Genomic DNA, 18,529 nt, shown 5'->3' with positions numbered 1-18,529 from the left:
GACAAAGAAAGGAGCACACCTTCATGGACATGCTGCATGCCATGCGTACCTTCACCCGTGTGGTGGAATGTGGCAGCTTCGCTGCGGCGGCCAATGCTCTGGATATTTCTGCAGCGCAGGTTTCGCGCATTGTCGCCGAGCTGGAGAACCAGCTGCAGACCCGCCTGCTGCACCGCACCACCCGGCGCCTGCGCATGAGCGAGGCGGGTGAGCGGTTTCTGGAGCGTGCGCGGCAGATCATGCTGCTGACCGAAGAAGCCGTGGGCGAAGCGCGAGGGGCGCACCTTACGCCTCGCGGCCATCTGCGTTTGCACTGCCCGCACGGCATGGGGCTGTTGCTGATGCCGCTGGTGGCCGGCTACAACACGCTTTACCCGGAAGTGGTGATCGAGCTGACGCTGTCGCAGCGCAACCCCGACCCGCTGGCCGAAGGGCACGACGTGGTGATCACCGTGGACGGTGCGCTGCCGGATTCGCAGCTGATCGCTGTGCCGCTGGGCAACATTTTTAGCATCCCCTGCGCAGCCCCCGGCTACCTGGACACACACGGTGTACCGGAACGCCCGGAAGACTTGCACGGCCATCGCTGCCTGCGCATGGCTTACCCGATGTACGAAGGCGACTGGGTGTTCCCGCAAGGGGTTGACCAGTGCGTGATCGCGCCAAACGACAGTTTCTCTACCAACGTCGCCGACGCCATGCTGGTGGCCAGCGAGCTGGGCATGGGCATTGGCCTGCTGCCGTTCTACACCGCCAGCGAGGCGATCGGGCAGGGGCGCTTGTGCCGGTTATTGGCACCGTATCGGCTGCGGGAGAGTGCGCTGTATGCGATGTATCCGTCACGCCATTACCTGGATGCCAAGGTGCGCACCTGGATCGACTACCTCAAGGAACAGCTGCCGGCGCTGTTCGAGGGGCATGCCAGGGTGGTGGATGATGCGCGGTATTGGCGCTGAGGCGAGAAGTTTGCCGCGGTGACATTCCTGTGGGAGCGGGCGCGCCCGCGAACACCGGCAAAGCCGGTGCCCTCCACCGCGTCGCCCGCTCCCCCAAAAACCGCGTTGCCTTTGCGTTACAGCGGATAGTTTTTCAATTCCCGAGCAATCAGCATGCGCTGGATCTCGCTCGACCCTTCATAGATCTGGGTAATCCGCGCATCCCGGTAGTAGCGCTCCACCGGGTAGTCTTCCAGATAGCCGTACCCACCATGCACCTGGATGGCCATCGAGCACACCCGCTCGGCCATCTCCGAAGCGAACAGCTTGGCCTGTGACGCTTCCGACAGGCACGGCTTGCCGGCGCTGCGCAGGCGGGCGGCGTGCAGGATCAGCAAACGTGCGGCGTTCACCTGCACCTGCATGTCGGCCAGCAGGTTGGCAATGCTCTGGTGTTCGTTGATCGGCTTGCCAAACTGTATGCGGTCACGCGAGTAGACCAGCGCCGCTTCGAATGCGGCGCGGGCGATGCCCAAGGCCTGGGCGGCAATGCCGATACGGCCGCCTTCGAGGTTGGACAGGGCAATGGCCAGGCCCTTGCCACGCTCACCGAGGATATTGGCGGCAGGAATGCGGCAGTTGTCGAAAGTCACTGCGCAGGTATCGGAGGCGCGAATGCCCATCTTGTGCTCACTGCGATCAACCTTGAACCCAGGGTTGTCGGTGGGCACCAGGAACGCCGACAGGCCTTTCTTGCCCAGCTCCGGGTCGGTCACTGCGAAGACGATCGCCAGGCCGGCACGGCGGGCATTGCTGACGAACTGCTTGGCACCGTTGATGACCCACTGGCCATCCACCAGCTCGGCGCGGGTGCGCAGGTTGTGCGCCTCGGAGCCGGCCTGTGGCTCGGTCAGGCAGAAGCAGCCAATTACCTCGCCGCTGGCCAGGCGTGGCAGCCACTGCTGTTGCTGGTCGGCGGTGCCGTAGGCCAGCAGCGGGCCGCAACCTACCGAGTTGTGGATGCTCATCATCGCCCCGGTGGCGCCGCAGCCGGCGGCGATCTCTTCCACGGCTAGGGCATAGGCGACATAGTCGGTGTAGCTGCCGCCGAAGTCCTCGGGCACCACCATGCCCAACAGGCCCAGTTCGCCCATCTTGCGCACCACGCCATCATCGATCCAGCCGGCCTTTTCCCAAGCCTGGGCATGGGGTGCGATTTCGCCACGGGCAAAGTCCCGGGCCATGTCGCGGATCATGATCTGTTCTTCGCTCAGTTCGAGGTCTTGCATCTGTGTACTCCCGGGCTCACAGGCCTTCGAAGAATTGTTCGACCCGCTGGCCTTGCAGCGCGGCCAGGGTCGGCGGGTTCCAGCGGGGCTGCTTGTCCTTGTCGATGATCAGGGCACGCACGCCTTCGATGATGTCGCCGTGCTGGAACCACTGGCGGTCCAGGTGCAGTTCCATGGCAAAGCAGTCGTCAATGCCCAGCTCGCGCCCCCGGCGCAGCATCTCCAGCGTAACCGCCATGGCCAGAGGCGAGCGGGTTTCCAGCTGATCGGCGGTGGCCACCGCCCAGGCGTGGCTGTCGCCGAGGCTCACCGCACGCAGTTGCTCGACGATGGCTGGCAGGTCGGGCAGGGCGAAGAAGTGGTCGATGGCCGGGCGCAGCTTTTCCAGTGGCGCATCATCCAGTGTCTGGGTGCCGAGCCTGGCCAGCAGGTTTTGCAGGTCCTTGAGCGGGTGGTCGCTGAAGTCGAGCTGGTCGAGGCCCCGGTCGAGGGCAGCGAGCTGATCGCTGGCCAGGTACCAGTCGGCCAGGCCGCAATACAAGGCGTCGGCCGCCTGGATCTGGGCACCGCTGACACCCAGGTAGATGCCCAGCTCGCCAGGGATGCGCGAGAGGAAGTAGCTGCCGCCCACGTCCGGGAAGTAGCCGATGCCGACCTCGGGCATGCCCAGCCGGCTGCGCTCGGTGACCACGCGCAGGTCGCAGCCCTGGGCCAGGCCCATGCCGCCCCCGAGGGTGAAGCCGTCCATCACCACCAGTATTGGCTTGCGGTAGCGGTGGATGACCAGGTCGAGGGCGTACTCTTCGACGAAAAAGGTTTCATGCAGCGTGTCGCCGGCCTTGAAGCTGTCGTACAGCGAGCGGATATCGCCACCGGCACAGAACCCCTTGGGGCCTTCGCCGCGCAGGACCACGGCGCGTACCTGCGGGTTGTCGGCCCACTGGTCCAGGTGCTGACGCAGGCTGCGCACCATGTCCAGGGTCAGGGCATTGAGACCGGCTGGGCGGTTCAGGGTCAGGTGGCCGATCTGGTTGCGGACCTCGGCCAATACATGGTCGGTTGCTGCCGGGGTATGAGCGTGTGCAGTCATTGCGTTCTCCCTGCTTTGTTATTGATTTTCCAAGTGAAGTCTGGAGTTCGCTGGAGGATCGCAGGATCCTGGCATGCGAATTTGCCTTGCACAATCGACAATTGTGCAAGGGTACCGTGCGTTTTTACCTTGTGTGAGGTTAGCGCGCGCCTGTGGAGCAGCCTTTGCCCCCACGGGATTTCGTCCCCCGATTCGGGGGAACCTGCTGGGGGATCCTCCCCAATCCGTTGCGGTTGATCGTACAAGTTATTGATTAATATTGGATTTTTCTTCTGGCACACACCTTGCTCCAGCTCCCGGCAGAGATCCTGTGTCCCGGAGGTGCAGCATGTCGACGCCGCTCAAAGGCCCCATCCTGTCATCACTTGTACTGGCCTTGCTTGGCTGGGAAGCAACCAGCGAGGCGGCTGTGCAGTGCCAGCGCACCCTGGTCGCCAACGTGGTGGCACTGGACCAGCCACTGATGTTCAACCGCCTTGGCGCGCAAAACGCCAACGGCATGATGTTTGCCCTTCGTGAGGACGTGGTGGACGACAAGCAGGTCCCCCTCAGCAAGGGCGGGGCCGCGGTACCGGGCAAGGTCACCCTGCGCCCGGACAAGCGCCCGCGGCCTATCGTGCTGCGCGTGGCGGCCGGTGACTGCCTGACGGTCAACCTGACCAACCTGCTGGATTACAAGGCGAACCCCAACAAGCACGGTATCGAGGCTGAAGAGCCCGAGGGTGAGGCAGAGGGGCCGGAGGTTGAAAACGAAGGCGGCGAAGGCTTTGTCGCCGACGAACAGGTGGCCGAGCGCATGGTCGGCTTCCAGGTCAACGGGATGCAGGCGGTGAACAGCATTGCCGATATTTCCGCCTATACCGGGCGTAACGGCAACTTCTTCGTCAGCCCCGGCAGCACCCGCAGCTACACCCTGTATGCCGAGCGCGAAGGCGCCTTCGCCGCCACCAGCAAAGCCGCTACGTTCGGCGGCGAGGGCACGGCGGGCAACGTCTCCAACGGCCTGTTCGGCCAGGTGGTGGTCGTGCCCAAACTGGGCCGTACCTACCGCAACACCCTCACTGAAGAAGAAATGCGCCTGGCCACCACGGGTCGAACCGCCACCGGCCAGCCCGTGATCGACTACGAAGCCCGTTATCCGCAGGTCGAACCGTGGATCGCCGAAGGCAAGGCCGGCAAACCGATCATTGCCATGGTCAACGGCAACGAGATCATCAGCAGCGAAACCGATGCCATCGTCATGGGGCCCAACCCTGACGGTAGCTTCCCCAGTTCCACTTACCCGCTGGAAAGCGTGGGCAAACGCAACCCGGCGCTGCCCAACCGACTGGAAGCATTCCGTGATTTCGCCTCGCAGTTCGCCGACGAGGTTGCCGGTACCCAGGCCTTCCCTGGCTACTGGGCCGACCCGGTGATGGGCCACGTGCTGGAGCCGGCGCGCGATTCGTTCATGATCAATTACGGCTCTGGTGGGATGGGGGCCGAAGTGGTGGCCAACCGCTTGGGGGTGGGGCCGATGCACGACTGCCTGTCGTGTGCCTATGAGGAGTTCTTCCTGAGCGCCCACACGGTCGGCGATATAGGCACCCTGGTGGATGTACCGGCCAACGTCGGCCTGGAACACATCCGCCCGGGCGAGGTGCCGCCGGCCAGCGCCGTCGGGGTCAAGGCCAGCATGGCCCTTTACCCCTCAGAGCCTGCCAACGTGCACCACAGCTATATCGGTGACTTCACCAAGTTCCGCAACACCCACAACGGGCACGAGCAGCACATCTTCCACTTGCACGGCCATCAGTGGCTGTTCAACCCCAATGACGACAACTCCGACTACATCGATGCCCAAGGCATCGGCGCCGGTGTCGGCTACACCTACGAAATCGCCAACGGTGGTTCGGGCAACCGCAACCGCGTTGCCGGCGATGCCATTTACCACTGTCACTTCTACCCGCACTTCGCCCAGGGCATGTGGGCCATGTGGCGGGTACATGACGTGTTCGAGGAAGGCACGCGGCTGGAGGTGAGCGGGCAGGGCGAGAATGGCTTCCACAGTACCCCGTTCGCCCTGCGTAGCGGTAAGCCGGCCGCTGGCGCCCGGGCCCTGCCCGATGGCGAGATCGTTGCCGGTACGCCGATTCCGGCCATCGTGCCGTTGCCCGGCAAGGCCATGGCGCCCATGCCCGGCAAAGTCGTGGTCGTGCCCAAGCTCTCCGAAGCGTTGGTTGCCGCCAACGATGATGACCACGAAGACGAGGATGATGACGACCACGCCAGTGAGGCGCCCGTGCGCAAGGCCGTGGGCTCGCTGGCGCTGGTCGACCGCACCGAGGCCAACCGCAATTCCGACGGCACGCTGAAAAACCCAGGCTACCCGTTCTGGATCGGCGGCATGGAAAGCAGCGTGGGCAACCGCCCGCCAACCCCGCCCCTGGACATGCTCGACCCGGCCCTGGCCCGGCAACTGAAAGACAGTGGTAAAGCCCTGTGGGCCAACCTGGATGCGAACCAGGTCGATGGCTGGGACGGCGGCCTTGGCCGCCATGCACTGGACGGTGTGTCCGCCGGTGGCGTGGCGGAGACCACCACCACCAAACTGGACTTCACCAAGGTCGTGCACAAGGCCAAGCCCATCTACCTGCCGGAAGAGGGCACCGATGTCGAGCAGGCCGCCATGCAGTTCCACGCCATGGCTGAACACCCCAGCTATGCATTGATCCCCGGCAGCCAGCCAGTGGCCAGTGCGTTCCGCACCAACGGCGCGTTGCCGACTGCGGGTGCGCCGTTCTACGAGCCGTGCATGGATGACCGTGGAAAACGCCTGACCCAGTCTTCCGGGGTAGGGGAGTTCAACAGTGGAGAGAGCCTGACGGGCGTGAACTTCCGTGGCGCCTCGGCCTTCACTGCCGACCGCCCACGCATCTACAAAGGGGCCAACATCCAGTTCGACGCGGTGTACAACAAAGTGGGCTACCACTTCCCGCAGGCACGCATCATTGCCCTGTGGGAAGACGCCTGGCCGGTCATTACCAAGCAGCGCCCGCCAGAGCCGCTGGTGATGCGCATGAACACCTTCGACTGCGCGATGTACCAGCACACCAACCTGATCCCGAACATCTATGAGATGGACGATTACCAGGTGCGCACCCCGACCGACGTGATCGGCCAGCACATCCACCTGCCCAAGTGGGACCTGACCGCTGCCGACGGCTCGGCCAACGGCTGGAACTACGAAGACGGCATACTTTCGCCCGGTAGCGTGGTCGAGCGCGTGCATGCCATTCGTACTTACAACGGTTGCACTGATGGGGATAGCCGCGATGGCACCGCTGCCTGCCCGAAAGCCAGACAGCACCCGTACTTCGGCCGCTTTGGTCGCGCCGACTGGCTGGGCGCGCGTACAGCCATGCAGCGCTGGTTCGCTGACCCGCTGGTGAACGTGCATAACGTCGACCGTGGCCTGGGTACCATCTTCACCCATGACCACCTTGGCCCATCGACCCACCAGCAACTGGGCCTGTATGCCACCGTGCTGGCCGAACCGGCCGGCTCCACCTGGTACCACGCCGAAACCGGCGAGCAACTGTACAACCCGGCCACGCGCCAGGACGGCGGCCCGACCTCGTGGCAGGCGGTGATCAAGACCGGCGACCACGATGGCGACGGCAAGAACGACAGCTACCGCGAGTTCTTCCTTGAGTACAGCGACTTCCAGCATGCCTATGAAGCCGGGGTGTACGTAGGCGCAGGGCCGGACGGCATCCCCAATGCCCAGTCGTACCCGGCCACTGCCGACAGCTTCCGCTACGCTATCAATCCGCCCGTGCGTGGCAAGGCGTCGAACCTGCTCGAAGCCATCGTCGAGAAGCGCGGCGGTCTCAACCCAGGTTGCCCCAGCCGGCCATGTCCGCAGGCGATCTCGGTGGATGACCCGGGCATGTTCGTCGTCAACTACCGCAACGAGCCGCTGGCCCTGCGCGTGTATGACCCGAACAAGGTCGGCCCGGACGGCAAGCGTGGCATGCAGGCCGACGGCCTGGCCGGCGACCTCAGCTATGCCCTGCAAACCCGTACCGACCGCGCCATCCCGGCGATGAACCTGTCGCCATCGGCGATTACCTCGGCAGTCGGCCCTACCGGCGGCACTACGCTGTTCCCGCCGCATATCAACACGGCTGGCGCCGAGCCGGGCGACCCGTTCACCCCGTTGCTGCGCACCTATTCCGGCGACAACGTGCGCCTGCGCATGCACGCCGGTGGCCATGAAGAGGAGCACAACGTCACCCTGCACGGCGTGAAATGGCTGCAGAACGGTTCTGGCTTCGGCAACAGCTCCAACTCGGGCTGGAAGTCGTCGCAAATGATCGGCATCTCCGAGCAGTTGGGCTTCATGGCGCCGGTGTCGATGATCTCCAGTTCGGCAGCCACCAACGGCGACTACCTGTACTCGCTGGACGCGGCCTTGGAGGGCTATTGGAACGGTATCTGGGGCATCATGCGCAACTACACCGCGCAGCGTGCCGACCTGTTCCCGCTGCCCAACAACCCGCAGCCGGTGGCCATGCGCAACACCGTGAACTTCAACGGCATCTGCCCGAAAACCACGGCCAACCCGAACGGCATCGGTACCCGCACCACGGTCAAGCGCAGCTACGAGATCGTCGCAGCGCTGGCCAACGACATCCTCGAAAACCGTAACGGCGTCAGCATCAATGACCCGGCGGGCGTCGGCCAGCATGTCGGTGGCGCGCTCAAGGCCAACGGCGGCACCCTGGTGTTCAACAGCCGTAGAACCGCCATCCCGCTGGTGAGCGGGGTAGACCCCGAAGATGGGGAGCCTTTCACCATCGGTGGCCACAGTGCGCCGCTGCATGACCCGACCGCGATCCTGTACGTGCGCAAGGCTGACCTCGATGCCACCACCGGCAAGCTCAAGGCGGGTGTCCCGGTAGAGCCCCTGGTACTGCGCGCCAATGCCGGCGACTGCATCAGCATCACCCTGGAGAACCGCTTGCCACTGGTGATGCCAGACCTGCCGAGCACTGCAGTGATGCACAACGTGGTCAAGCGTGACCGCTTCGACAGCGAAGGCTCCACCGCCTTTGCCAACAACCTGATGCGGCCGTCCAGCCACGTGGGCCTGCATGCGCAACTGCTGGCCTACGACATCACCAAGTCGGACGGTGCCAACGTTGGCCTGAACCCGCTGCAGACCGTGCCACCACGTGCTGGCACCAGCGGCGCCTACCCGACCAAGGAGTACCAGTACTACGCCGGCCACCTGGAGCGTGAAGGCAAACCGGTGTCGCAGCTGGGCCGCACGGTGGACAACATAAACACCACGCCTATCGAGTTCGGCGGCCTCAACCTGACCCCGTCAGACTTCATCAAGCAGCCGCAAAAAGGCCTGGTGGGCGCCATGAGCATCCTGCCGCAAACCGCCACCTGGACCGAGGATACTGCTACCCGTACCCAGGCCACGGTGAAGGTCAGCGGCCAGCCGGACTACCGCGACTTCGTCACGGTGTGGCAGCGCGCACTGAACATGCGCTGGGCCGATGGTCGTCCGGTAGAAGGCATCAATACCGAAGGCAACGGCGCTGCCGGTGATCCGCAAGACAACGGCAACATGGCGGTCAACTACAAGACCGAACCGTTGTGGCTGCGCTTCGGCATGGCGCCCGACTCGCCATTCGGCCGCGCCAATGGCCTGGGCTTTGGTGATGTACCCAACGCCCACATGGCCTACGCCAACGCCCTGGTCGGTGGAGACCCGCAAACCCCGGTGCTGTACGCCAAGCCTGGCCAACCGGTGCGCAACCATATCGTGATGCCCAGTGGTGGCAGCCGCGGCATGGTCTACCAGCTGGACGGGCACGTATGGCCACTGCACAACTACCAGGCCGAGAAGAGCGATGCGGATGGTTACCCGATTAGCCTGCCTGGTATCGGTTCGGTGCGCTTTGGCTACAACCCGATGGCCATGTACATCGGCGCGCAGGAAAGCGTACTGCCAGCGGCGCACTTCAGCTTCATGCTGCCGAGTGCCGGCGGTGCAAACGCGGTGGCGGGTGACTACCTGTTCCGCGACTACGCTGCCTACGGCAACCTTTCGGGGCTGTGGGGGATCTTACGGGTGACTAACGAAGCGCCGCCGGCAACGGCCCCGGCGCAGTGACGGAAGGGGAACGCGAGCATGAATAAAAAGACTCGCCCTGCTTACCTGGGGGTAGTGCTGGGGGTAGCGCTGATCGGCCTGGGCGTGGCGTACGAAAAGCTATGGTGCGACCCGCGCGAGCTGTTGCAGGAACGGGGCGGCTCGCAGGCCTTGCACCGGCTCAGCCGGGACGGCGTGAACGTGGAGTTCGAGGCCCGGCCATTGGCCGGCGGCGAACTGAAGGAGGGCGGCTTCGCCAACATCCGCTTCAAGCTCAGCGACCAGACCAGTGGCCAACCGCTGTCGGGCATGGCCCCGGGGGCGTGGATCGACCCGGCGCAGTCGGCCCCGGCCGGGGACCGCGAGCAGAGCTGCAAGGCGCGGGTCGCGCTGTTTCTCAAGAGCAGCATCGGGGCCCGGCCGCTGCTCGACCTGAACAGCTACTTCTTGCTGATGCTGAACAATGACGCCAGCCTGACAGTGATCGACCCGACGGTGTCGGTGGGGGGCGTGACCAGCACCATGGCCCGCATCGAGCTACCAGGGCGGCCCATGGACTGGGCGGCCACCAGCGACGACAAGCAGGTTTTCGTGTCGATACCCGAGCGGGGCAAGGTCTCGGTGATCGATACCGAAACCTTTACCCGCGTGGCCGACCTGGACGCCGGCGATCAGCCGCTGCGCGTGGCCCTGCAGCCGGACCAGCATCGGCTGTGGGTTGGCAACAACAGCAGCGACCCGGGCAAAGGCGGGGTAACAGTGATCGACGTGCCGGGGCGCAGCGCCATGAAGCACTTCAACACCGGTACCGGGCACCACGAAATCGCCTTCAGCGCCGACTCGCGCTATGCCTATGTCAGCAATCGCGACAGCGGCACCCTGAGCGTCATCGACATCCCGGAAATGCGCCTGGCCAAGACCATCAAGGTGGGCCCGCACCCGCTGTCGGTCAGCTATTCGGCGCTGTCCCAGGCCGTGTACGTGGTCGATGGCGAGGAGGGCAGCGTACGGGTGTTCGATGCCCGCAGCCATCAGTTGCGCCACACGGTCCAGGCTGAACAGGGCCTGGGGCCGATGCGCTTCAGCCATGATGGCCGCTACGGCATCGTGCTCAATACCCTTGAGAACCAGGCACTGGTCATCGACGCCAGTACCGACAAGCTTATTCACCACATCCCGGTGGCGGCCGAACCGTACCAGCTGACGTTCACCAAAGGCTATGCCTATGTGCGTGGCCTGGCCTCGTCGAAAGTGAGCATGATCAATCTGGCCAGCCTGGGCGAGGGGCGTGCGCCCATCGTACAAGGCTTCGAGGCTGGCCCCGCAGCGCCGCGCCAGGCCGGCGACCTGCCACTGGCCCAGGGGCTGTCGGTATCGCGTGATGACAATTCGGTGTTCGTGGTCAACCCGGTGGACAACACCACCTACTTCTATGCCGAAGGCATGAATGCCCCGATGTCCGGCTACAACAACCGCGGCCACCAGGCCCGCGCCGCCATCGTCGTTGACCGCAGCCTGCGCGAAGTGGCCCCCGGGGTGTATGGCTCGACGGTGAAGCTGCCCGCCGCCGGCAAGTTCGACGTTGCCTTCCTGCTCAACCAGCCGCAAATCATTCATTGCTTCAGCACCGAGGTGGCCGCAGGGAGCGATGCCAGCAAACGCAAAGGCGCGCGTGCCGAGTTCATCGGCCTCGACCAGCCGCTGCCGCAGCACAGCGACTTCACCGCGCGGGTGCGTATTGTCGGTGACGACGGGCAGCCACGCCTGGGCCTGAACGACCTGAGCCTGCGCTACTTCCTGGCGCCATCGTCGATGCCGCGCAACCTGCAGTTGCAAGAGGTGGGCGAGGGGGTCTACCAGGCGGCGCTGAACTTGCCTGAAGCCGGTGCCTGGTACCTGCATGTGCAGTCGCCCTCGTTGGGGCGCAAGTTTGCCGAAGAAAACTACACCAGCCTGCGCGTCTTGCCGGCTGCTGCAACCAACGCCTCCCAGACTGACGTGAGGAATGTGCGATGAACGCCAAGCCTGCTTGCACACTGTTGGCCCTGAGCCTGGCATTCGCCAGCCACCTGGCCATGGCCCACGCCGGTCACGCGCATGACGGCCATGCCGGGCAGCCCCCGGCGGCGCATCAGGAAAAGGCCAGTGTGCGTTTTGCCGATGTGTCGCTGCTGAACCAGGAAGGCATGCCGGTACGTCTGGAGAAAGACCTGGTGGGTGACCATCTGGTGGTCATGGGCTTCATTTACACCAGCTGCACCACGGTATGCCCGGTGGTGTCGTCAATCATGGGCAAGGTCCAGCAGCAGCTGGGCGGCCGGGTAGGCGAGGAGGTTCGCCTGGTGTCGATCAGTGTCGACCCTCAGCGTGACGACGCCAAGCGCCTGCAAAACTATGCCAAGGCATTCCAGAAAGGGCCGGGCTGGAGCTGGCTGACCGGTACCCCGTACGCCATCACCGAAACCCTGAAGGGGCTGGGCAGCTTCAACGCCGACCTCAGCCAGCACCCGCCGCTGATACTGGTGGGTGACGGGCGTAGCGGGCACTGGACGCGTTACTACGGCTTCACCGACCCGGGCGTATTGATCGAAGAAATCAACCGCCTCAGTGCGCGCCGGGTCCATGCCAAGAGCACCGCCATTGCCGACCATCACGAGGTGCAACCATGAGCACTGCAACCTCCCACCGCGCTGGCATGCGCGCATTCGACTGGCTGGTACTGGGTGGCTGCCTGTGGATCCTCACGTCGGTGGCGTTCGCCCACGAAGGCCATGCGCCGCAACCCCCCGAGCCGCAGCCAGCACCGCAGGCGATGGCCAGTGGTGGCGGTACACGCGACGCCAAGACCTGGTTCACCGACACCGTGCTGAAGGACCAGAATGGCCGCGAGCTGCGCTTTTACAGTGACGTGCTCAAGGACAAGGTGGTGATGCTCAACGTGATCTTCACCCATTGCACCGATGCCTGCCCGTTGATCACCCGCAAGCTGCGCGAGGTGCGCGAGGCCATGGGGCCAGCCCTGGCCGCCCAGGTGACCTTCGTGTCGATCAGCAGTGACCCGCTGAACGACACCCCCGAGGCGCTGAAGGCGTTCGCCGCCAAGCAAGGGGTGGATGGGCCGAACTGGTTGTTCCTGACCGGTGACAAGGCCAATGTCGACCTGGTGCTTGGCCGTATAGGGCAGTTCCTGCCGAGTCCCGAGCAGCACTCGACGCAGCTGATTGCCGGTGATGTTGCAGGTAAACGCTGGAGCAAGATTCGCCCGGATGCACCGCCAGCGGCGATTGCCCAGCGCATGCAGCTGTTGACCCAGCCGCTGGCAGGTCGGTAAGTTTCATGGGCCGCCTGGGAAACTGGCCTCTGTGGCATCACCTGTTGTGGGAGCGGCCTTGCGTCGCGAAAGGGCTGCGCAGCAGCCCCGGCAGTGGCAGCTCAAGCGCAGAAAGAGGCGAGCGCCTTTCGCGACGCAAGGCCGCTCCCACAGGGCTTGCGATATGGCTCACCTGCGTGCTTGGCATGGCAACTTCGACCTCAGCCTTGGCCCTGGACCTGACCGACCACGAACAAGCCGGCAAACGCCTCTACCGCGAGGGCGTTTCCAGTAGCGACGCTCAATTGCAAGCCCGGGTAGGCGCCAGCGACATCACAGTCCCCGCCAGCGTGCTGCCCTGCGCCAGTTGCCATGGCAGCGACGGCCGTGGCCGTGCCGAAGGCGGTGTTCGCCCCCCCGGCCTCGACTGGCAACGCCTGGCACTCGGCCAGGGCCCGCGCGAGGCCAACGGCCGCCGCTACCCGGCCTACACCGACAGCAGCCTGGCGCGGGCCATCCAGCAGGGTATCGACCCGGCTGGCAATCGCCTCGACCCGGCTATGCCACGCTTCGAGTTGACCTTGGCCGACCAGCGCAACCTCACCGCCTATCTCAAACGCTTGGCCGAAGAACGTGACCCTGGTGTGGAAGAGGGCGTGCTGCGCCTTGGGACCCTGCTGCCCGCGAGCGGTCCGCTGGCTGAAGCCGGGCAGGTGGTGCGCGCCGTGCTGGAAGACGGCGTGGGTCAACTCAATCAGCAAGGCGGCATTCACGGGCGGCGCCTGGAACTGGTCGTACTAGACCCAGGTTCCGACCCGGTCAGTGCCGAACGCGCCTTGCAACAGTTGCTCGAGCAAAAGCGGGTATTCGCCCTGATCGCGCCATTGGCGCCCATGCTCGACCAGCGCCTGACGACCTTGCTGGCGCCACAGAACGTGCCGATGGTTGGCAGCACCCCGCGCAGCGGCGGCAGCGCACAGGTCTTCGACCCGCTACCCGGCTTGCCCGAGCAATTGCTGAGCCTGGCAGAGCACGCCCGTGTGGCGCTGGGCATAGCCCCGGATGAATTACATGTGGTGTATGCCGGTAACGAACACGCCGCGTTGGCCGAGCAGGTGCGCGAGCTTTTACGACAGCAGGGCTGGGCGCCACCCGCTATCCAGGCGTTCGACGGCCAGGCGGTGGACGGGCAGGGCATCGTCTTCCTTGGCCGCGCCCAGGCCTTTGCCGAGTTGGCGGCGGCGTTGCAGGTGGCCGGCCGCGAGCCCTACCTGTTCGCTGCTTCCAGTCAGGTAGCCGGCGCTGTGGCGCGCTTGCCGGCGCAGTGGTCGCAGCGGCTGTTTCTGGCCTACCCCTACGTGCCTGAGGACTGGACCGAGCAAGGCCTGGCTACGCTCGCCGGGCTGCAGCAGCGCCAAGGCCTGGACCCGCGCCAGGCATCATTGCAGGTCAATACGCTGTGCGCGTTGCGCCTGCTGAGCGAAGCGCTGAAGCAGATTGGTCGGGATGCCAGCCGCGAGCAACTGATCGCTGCGCTCGAAGGCCTGCACGATGTGCCCACCGGCCTGACCCCGGCACTGGGCTTTGGCCCTGGTCGCCGCCAGGGCATGGCAGGTGCCCATGTGGTGGCGGTGGCCCTGCCCGGGCCACGCTTTACTTCGGTCACCCCCTACCGGCCAGTGCCGGCCAGCCCTTGAGCGGAGGTTGTCATGCGGATCGTGTGGTTTTGCCTGTTGCTGGTGCTGACCAGGGCGAGCTGGGCCGATGTGCCGGCGGCGCGGGTCAATGGTGTCGAGATCGGGTTGATGCGCCTGGAACGCTACTTCAGCGAGTACCTGGACGCCCAGGGTAGGGCGGTGACCAGCATCCGCAATCCAGGCCTGTATAAACGCCTGCGCGACCAGGCGTTGGACGAGCTGATCGACAAGGAGCTGTTGTGGCAGGAAGCGCAACGCCAAGGTATTGCTGTCAGCAATGAACAAGTGTCGGCGCAGGTTGGCGAGATCGAAGCGGCATTTGGCAGCCCGGCGTTATTCGAAAGGCGACTGGCAGAGGCGGGCTTCGACAGGGCGCAGTACACTGAATACACCCGGCATGAGATGGCGGCCCAGCAAGTGTACGCCCTGCTCAGCGCAGTCGACGCGCCGAGCCAGGGCGAAGTGGAGGCATTTTATGATGCCAACCAGAAGAGACTGCAAGGAGCGCAGAACCAAAGTGATAATCCATTGGTCATACGCGAACACGGCCTGGCCTTGGCTCGGGCAACGCTCATCGGCCAGCGGGAGGCGCAGGCGCGCCAATCCGTGCGCCAACGTTTGCGCGAGTCCGCTAAAGTGGAAATCGCCGACTGAGTCCGTTGAGGGCGCTTCCCCCAATGCTGGGGAATTAAGGTTTGGCAATGTGCCATCATTTTCCCCGGTTGTGGGGAACGGGTTGGGTGTGCCTGTTCAGCGTCTGTCGGTTGCTGGCCGGCACCTTAGTAAAATCAGTGGCTTACAGTGGTGCAACATGACTATTCACGCCTGGCACGAAGCCTGCTCAAGTCTCTACAAGGGCGTACTTCGCAGACCGGGGAACCGGGCAGTACTTGGGAGTCGACCTTGGTGAACAGAGTATTGGTAGTCGATGACGAACAGACTCTTGCGCAGAACCTGCAAGCGTATCTGCAGGCGCAAGGCCTGGAAGTTCATGTTGCCCACGACGGTGCCAGTGGTATCGAACAGGCTGAAAGCCTGGCACCGCAAGTAGTTGTGCTGGATTACCGCTTGCCCGACATGGAAGGTTTTCAGGTTCTGGAGGCTGTACGCAAGAACAGGCAATGCCACTTCGTGCTGATCACCGCCCACCCCACCGTCGAGGTGCGTGAGCGGGCCGCCGAACTCGGAGTGAGTCACGTCCTGTTCAAGCCGTTCCCACTGATGGAGCTGGCGCGTGCGATCTTCGACCTGCTGGGCATCGAGCGCCGGCGCAGGGCCACGGACAACCCGGCCGAAGGGTTCGTCGAACGACGCCAGAACAGGAACGAATCGTTCCCCCTGCAGTTGTACGATGGAAGCTGGGTGTTGGCCGACCGCCGCCGTAACGGCGCCAAGCCACCAGGGCCCGACGACGATCAACTGCTCACAGGGGAATAGCGGCGCCCGCACCCCTGGCCGAGCCAGCCTGCGACGCGCCCCTGAGCGGAGTCGCAGGCCATGCCAGAAGCATTCGATGCAACCCCGGAATCTGCAAAGCCTGCACCGACGTCTTCGCGGGCATGCCCGCTCCCACAGGATGTATGCAGCCCACAGACCTGTGATGTACCTGTGGGAGCGGGCATGCCCGTGAAGAACCCAGCAAAAATTTCCGCCTACCCCCGCGAACTGCTGGCCCAGGCCCGTCTGCAAGCCACTGACGAGCGCCTGCTCGACTGCCTGGAACGCCTGGCCTGCGACACCCCCGACACCTTCACCCAGCGCCTGGGCCTGACCCTGCATTACCCGGTACTCGACAGCCACAGCCTGCTGGCCAGCACCCCACGCTTCGACAAGCTGGCCTTGGCCCAGTGCATCAAGCGCGAATGTGTGCTGATCGAGCAAGGCGGCCAACTGCTGGGCGTGTTCGCCGACCCCTTCGACCCCGCTCGCCTGGCCTGGATCGACGACGTACTGCAAGGCGCGCCGCTTTACCTGGCCCACGCCGCCGACCTGGCCACTTTCCTGGCCCGTCATGAAGAAAGCTTCCACGCAGTCGATGCCCTTGACCACGACGCCGAAGCCAGCAGCGAGGGAGACCCGCTGCAACGCCTGTCGCTGGCCAGTATCAGCGAAGACCAGAGCCGCGTGGTCAAACTGGTCAACTCCACCCTGTACGACGCCCTCAAGCTGCACGCCAGCGACATCCACCTGGGCATGACCGGCCAGGGCCTGACCATCAAGTACCGCATCGACGGCGTGCTCAACGGTGCCGGCAAGGCCAGTGGCAGCGCCTTCGCCGACCAGGTGATCTCGCGCATCAAGGTCATGGCCGAGCTGGACATCGGCGAAAAACGCGTGCCCCAGGACGGCCGCTTCAAGGTGGCCGTGGGCGACCGGCAAATCGACTTCCGGGTGTCGATCATGCCGAGCATCTTCGGTGAAGATGCCGTGCTGCGGGTGCTCGACAAGCAGGACTTGTCCGACCGGGTCAGCGGCGTGCAGCTGCAAGCCTTGGGCTTTGCCGACGAGACCTTGCGCGCCCTGCGTCGATTGGCTGCAGAACCCTACGGCATGATCCTGGTCACCGGCCCTACAGGCAGCGGCAAGACCACCACCCTGTACGCCATGATCAGCGAGATCAACCATGGCGTGGACAAGATCATCACCATCGAGGACCCGGTCGAGTATCAATTGCCCGGCGTGCTGCAGATCCCGGTCAACGAGAAGAAGGGCCTGACCTTCGCCCGCGGCCTGCGCTCGATCCTGCGTCACGACCCGGACAAGATCCTGGTCGGCGAAATCCGTGACCCCGACACGGCCCAGATTGCCGTGCAATCGGCACTCACCGGTCACCTGGTGTTCACCACCATCCACGCCAACAACGTGTTCGACGTGATTGGCCGCTTCAGCCAGATGCAGGTCGACCCCTACAGCTTCGTTTCCGCGCTCAATGCGGTACTGGCCCAGCGCCTGATTCGGCTGGCCTGCCCGCACTGCGCCACGCCCTGCGAACACGATGACGACACCCTGTATGGCTCAGGCCTGACCCGCGAGGGGGTGGCCGGCTGGACGTTCGTCCGCGTCAAGGGCTGCGGCCACTGCCGTGGCAGTGGTTACCGCGGCCGCAGTGCCATTGCCGAACTGCTGCACCTGGATGATGACCTGCGGCAAATGATCGTGGAGCGCCGCCCGCTGGCGCAGATCAAGACGCTTGCCTGCCAGCGCGGCCTGCGCCTGCTGCGGGCCTCGGCCCTGGACCTGGTCCGCGATGGCCGTACCACCCTTGAGGAGATCAACCGTGTCACATTCATCTGACCGTTACTGCGCCGTATTGGGCGCCGAGGGTGTCGGCCTGGGTCGCTGGCACAAGAACCACCACCAATGGCTGGGCAGCCGCGCATTCAGCAGCGACGCCACCCAACCGACCTGGGATGCTGCTGTTGACGGGCTGGCCGCACTGCTGGCCGAGCATGCGGTACGTGGCGCCCAGTTGCGGGTGCTGCTGTCGGCCCGCTACAGCCGCTTCTGCCTGGTGCCCTGGAGTGACGCCATCGGCCACCCTCGCGAGTTGGACGCCTATGCCCGCGCTTGCTTCGAAAACCTCTACGGGCAGCCGTTGGACGACTGGCGCATCGTGCTGTCACCGGAGCCTGCCGGTGCCGCCCGCATCGCCACGGCGCTGCCCGAAGCCTTGCTGCAGCGGCTGCAGGCACTGGGCCGGGAAAGCCGCCTGAGCCTGCGCTCGGTGCAGCCATACCTGATGGCTGCCTACAACCGTTGCTGGTCACAGCTGGAGCAGGGTGACTTCCTGTTCGTGCTGGCCGAGCCGCGCCGCAGTGTATTGCTGCTGGCCGCCGGCGGTGCCTGGCAGCAAGTGCTGGCGCAAGGCTGCGCTGACAGCGACCAGGCCCTGCAAGCGCTGATCGAGCGGACCTGTGAGCTGTACGGCGAGCACCTGCCGCGGGTGTACCTGCATGCCCCGGGCCGCTGCGACGTGCCGCAACTGGCGGCGGTGCAATTGTGCCAGCCAGCCAGCGAAGCCGACCCGCTGTGCGCCATGTGGCGGGCGGTGGCCTGA

At 64.8% G+C, this 18,529-nt stretch carries 12 protein-coding genes; 10 read left to right on the top strand and 2 right to left on the bottom strand.

The window, feature by feature from the left end; all coding sequences use genetic code 11:
• Positions 1–23 precede the first annotated feature (23 nt).
• Entirely contained in the window at positions 24–956 is a 933-nt protein-coding gene (locus C4Q27_RS27910) for a LysR family transcriptional regulator (protein WP_014590770.1), read from the top strand.
• A 116-nt stretch (positions 957–1,072) separates the two neighbouring features.
• On the opposite strand, the gene C4Q27_RS27905 is transcribed toward C4Q27_RS27910, so the two are convergent.
• Entirely contained in the window at positions 1,073–2,224 is a 1,152-nt protein-coding gene (locus tag C4Q27_RS27905; protein WP_003247935.1) for an acyl-CoA dehydrogenase family protein, read from the bottom strand.
• A gap of 16 nt (positions 2,225–2,240) precedes the next feature.
• Complete coding sequence (locus C4Q27_RS27900; RefSeq protein ID WP_012052142.1) at positions 2,241–3,314, bottom strand: enoyl-CoA hydratase/isomerase family protein; 1,074 nt, start codon at positions 3,312–3,314, stop codon at positions 2,241–2,243.
• Between the two features lie 328 nt (positions 3,315–3,642).
• Between C4Q27_RS27900 and mnxG the strand changes: the two genes are divergently transcribed.
• The 9 genes from mnxG (at position 3,643) to C4Q27_RS27855 (ending at position 18,529) form a co-directional block, all read left to right on the top strand.
• Positions 3,643–9,486 carry a manganese-oxidizing multicopper oxidase MnxG gene (gene mnxG / locus C4Q27_RS27895; protein WP_104887734.1) on the top strand — a complete coding sequence of 1,948 codons (5,844 nt, stop codon included), beginning with the start codon at positions 3,643–3,645 and terminating at the stop codon, positions 9,484–9,486.
• Between the two features lie 18 nt (positions 9,487–9,504).
• Positions 9,505–11,481, top strand: a complete 1,977-nt coding sequence (locus C4Q27_RS27890) for a cytochrome D1 domain-containing protein (RefSeq protein WP_104887733.1) — start codon at positions 9,505–9,507, stop codon at positions 11,479–11,481.
• Positions 11,478–12,134: an SCO family protein gene (locus C4Q27_RS27885; RefSeq protein WP_004577519.1), complete on the top strand. Its 657-nt coding sequence runs from the start codon at positions 11,478–11,480 to the stop codon at positions 12,132–12,134. Before C4Q27_RS27890 ends, C4Q27_RS27885 begins: the two co-directional genes overlap by 4 nt.
• Complete coding sequence (locus C4Q27_RS27880; protein WP_012052145.1) at positions 12,131–12,796, top strand: SCO family protein; 666 nt, start codon at positions 12,131–12,133, stop codon at positions 12,794–12,796. The genes C4Q27_RS27885 and C4Q27_RS27880 overlap by 4 nt, the downstream gene beginning before the upstream one ends.
• A 185-nt stretch (positions 12,797–12,981) precedes the next feature.
• On the top strand, positions 12,982–14,472 hold the full coding sequence (locus tag C4Q27_RS27875; protein WP_198748244.1) for an ABC transporter substrate-binding protein: 1,491 nt from the start codon (positions 12,982–12,984) through the stop codon (positions 14,470–14,472).
• A gap of 12 nt (positions 14,473–14,484) precedes the next feature.
• Positions 14,485–15,126, top strand: a complete 642-nt coding sequence (locus tag C4Q27_RS27870; protein WP_104887731.1) for a SurA N-terminal domain-containing protein — start codon at positions 14,485–14,487, stop codon at positions 15,124–15,126.
• Positions 15,127–15,375: 249 nt separating this feature from the next.
• Positions 15,376–15,909: a response regulator gene (locus C4Q27_RS27865; protein WP_019437656.1), complete on the top strand. Its 534-nt coding sequence runs from the start codon at positions 15,376–15,378 to the stop codon at positions 15,907–15,909.
• Between the two features lie 183 nt (positions 15,910–16,092).
• The gene (locus tag C4Q27_RS27860; protein WP_104887730.1) at positions 16,093–17,766 is read left to right on the top strand and encodes a GspE/PulE family protein; all 1,674 of its coding nucleotides are present in this window, start codon (positions 16,093–16,095) and stop codon (positions 17,764–17,766) included.
• The gene (locus C4Q27_RS27855) at positions 17,750–18,529 is read left to right on the top strand and encodes a hypothetical protein (protein WP_020190865.1); all 780 of its coding nucleotides are present in this window, start codon (positions 17,750–17,752) and stop codon (positions 18,527–18,529) included. Before C4Q27_RS27860 ends, C4Q27_RS27855 begins: the two co-directional genes overlap by 17 nt.

The sequence above is a fragment of the Pseudomonas sp. SWI36 genome, from assembly GCF_002948105.1.
Classification (GTDB): Bacteria; Pseudomonadota; Gammaproteobacteria; order Pseudomonadales; family Pseudomonadaceae; genus Aquipseudomonas; species Aquipseudomonas alloputida.
This window is presented reverse-complemented; position numbering and strand designations above follow the sequence as displayed.

Coding starts and splice junctions, on each gene's coding strand:
- C4Q27_RS27910 (WP_014590770.1), top strand. CDS start 24: ATGGACATGCTGCATGCCATGCGTACCTTCACCCGTGTGGTGGAATGT.
- C4Q27_RS27905 (WP_003247935.1), bottom strand. CDS start 2,224: ATGCAAGACCTCGAACTGAGCGAAGAACAGATCATGATCCGCGACATG.
- C4Q27_RS27900 (WP_012052142.1), bottom strand. CDS start 3,314: ATGACTGCACACGCTCATACCCCGGCAGCAACCGACCATGTATTGGCC.
- mnxG (WP_104887734.1), top strand. CDS start 3,643: ATGTCGACGCCGCTCAAAGGCCCCATCCTGTCATCACTTGTACTGGCC.
- C4Q27_RS27890 (WP_104887733.1), top strand. CDS start 9,505: ATGAATAAAAAGACTCGCCCTGCTTACCTGGGGGTAGTGCTGGGGGTA.
- C4Q27_RS27885 (WP_004577519.1), top strand. CDS start 11,478: ATGAACGCCAAGCCTGCTTGCACACTGTTGGCCCTGAGCCTGGCATTC.
- C4Q27_RS27880 (WP_012052145.1), top strand. CDS start 12,131: ATGAGCACTGCAACCTCCCACCGCGCTGGCATGCGCGCATTCGACTGG.
- C4Q27_RS27875 (WP_198748244.1), top strand. CDS start 12,982: ATGGCAACTTCGACCTCAGCCTTGGCCCTGGACCTGACCGACCACGAA.
- C4Q27_RS27870 (WP_104887731.1), top strand. CDS start 14,485: ATGCGGATCGTGTGGTTTTGCCTGTTGCTGGTGCTGACCAGGGCGAGC.
- C4Q27_RS27860 (WP_104887730.1), top strand. CDS start 16,093: ATGCCCGTGAAGAACCCAGCAAAAATTTCCGCCTACCCCCGCGAACTG.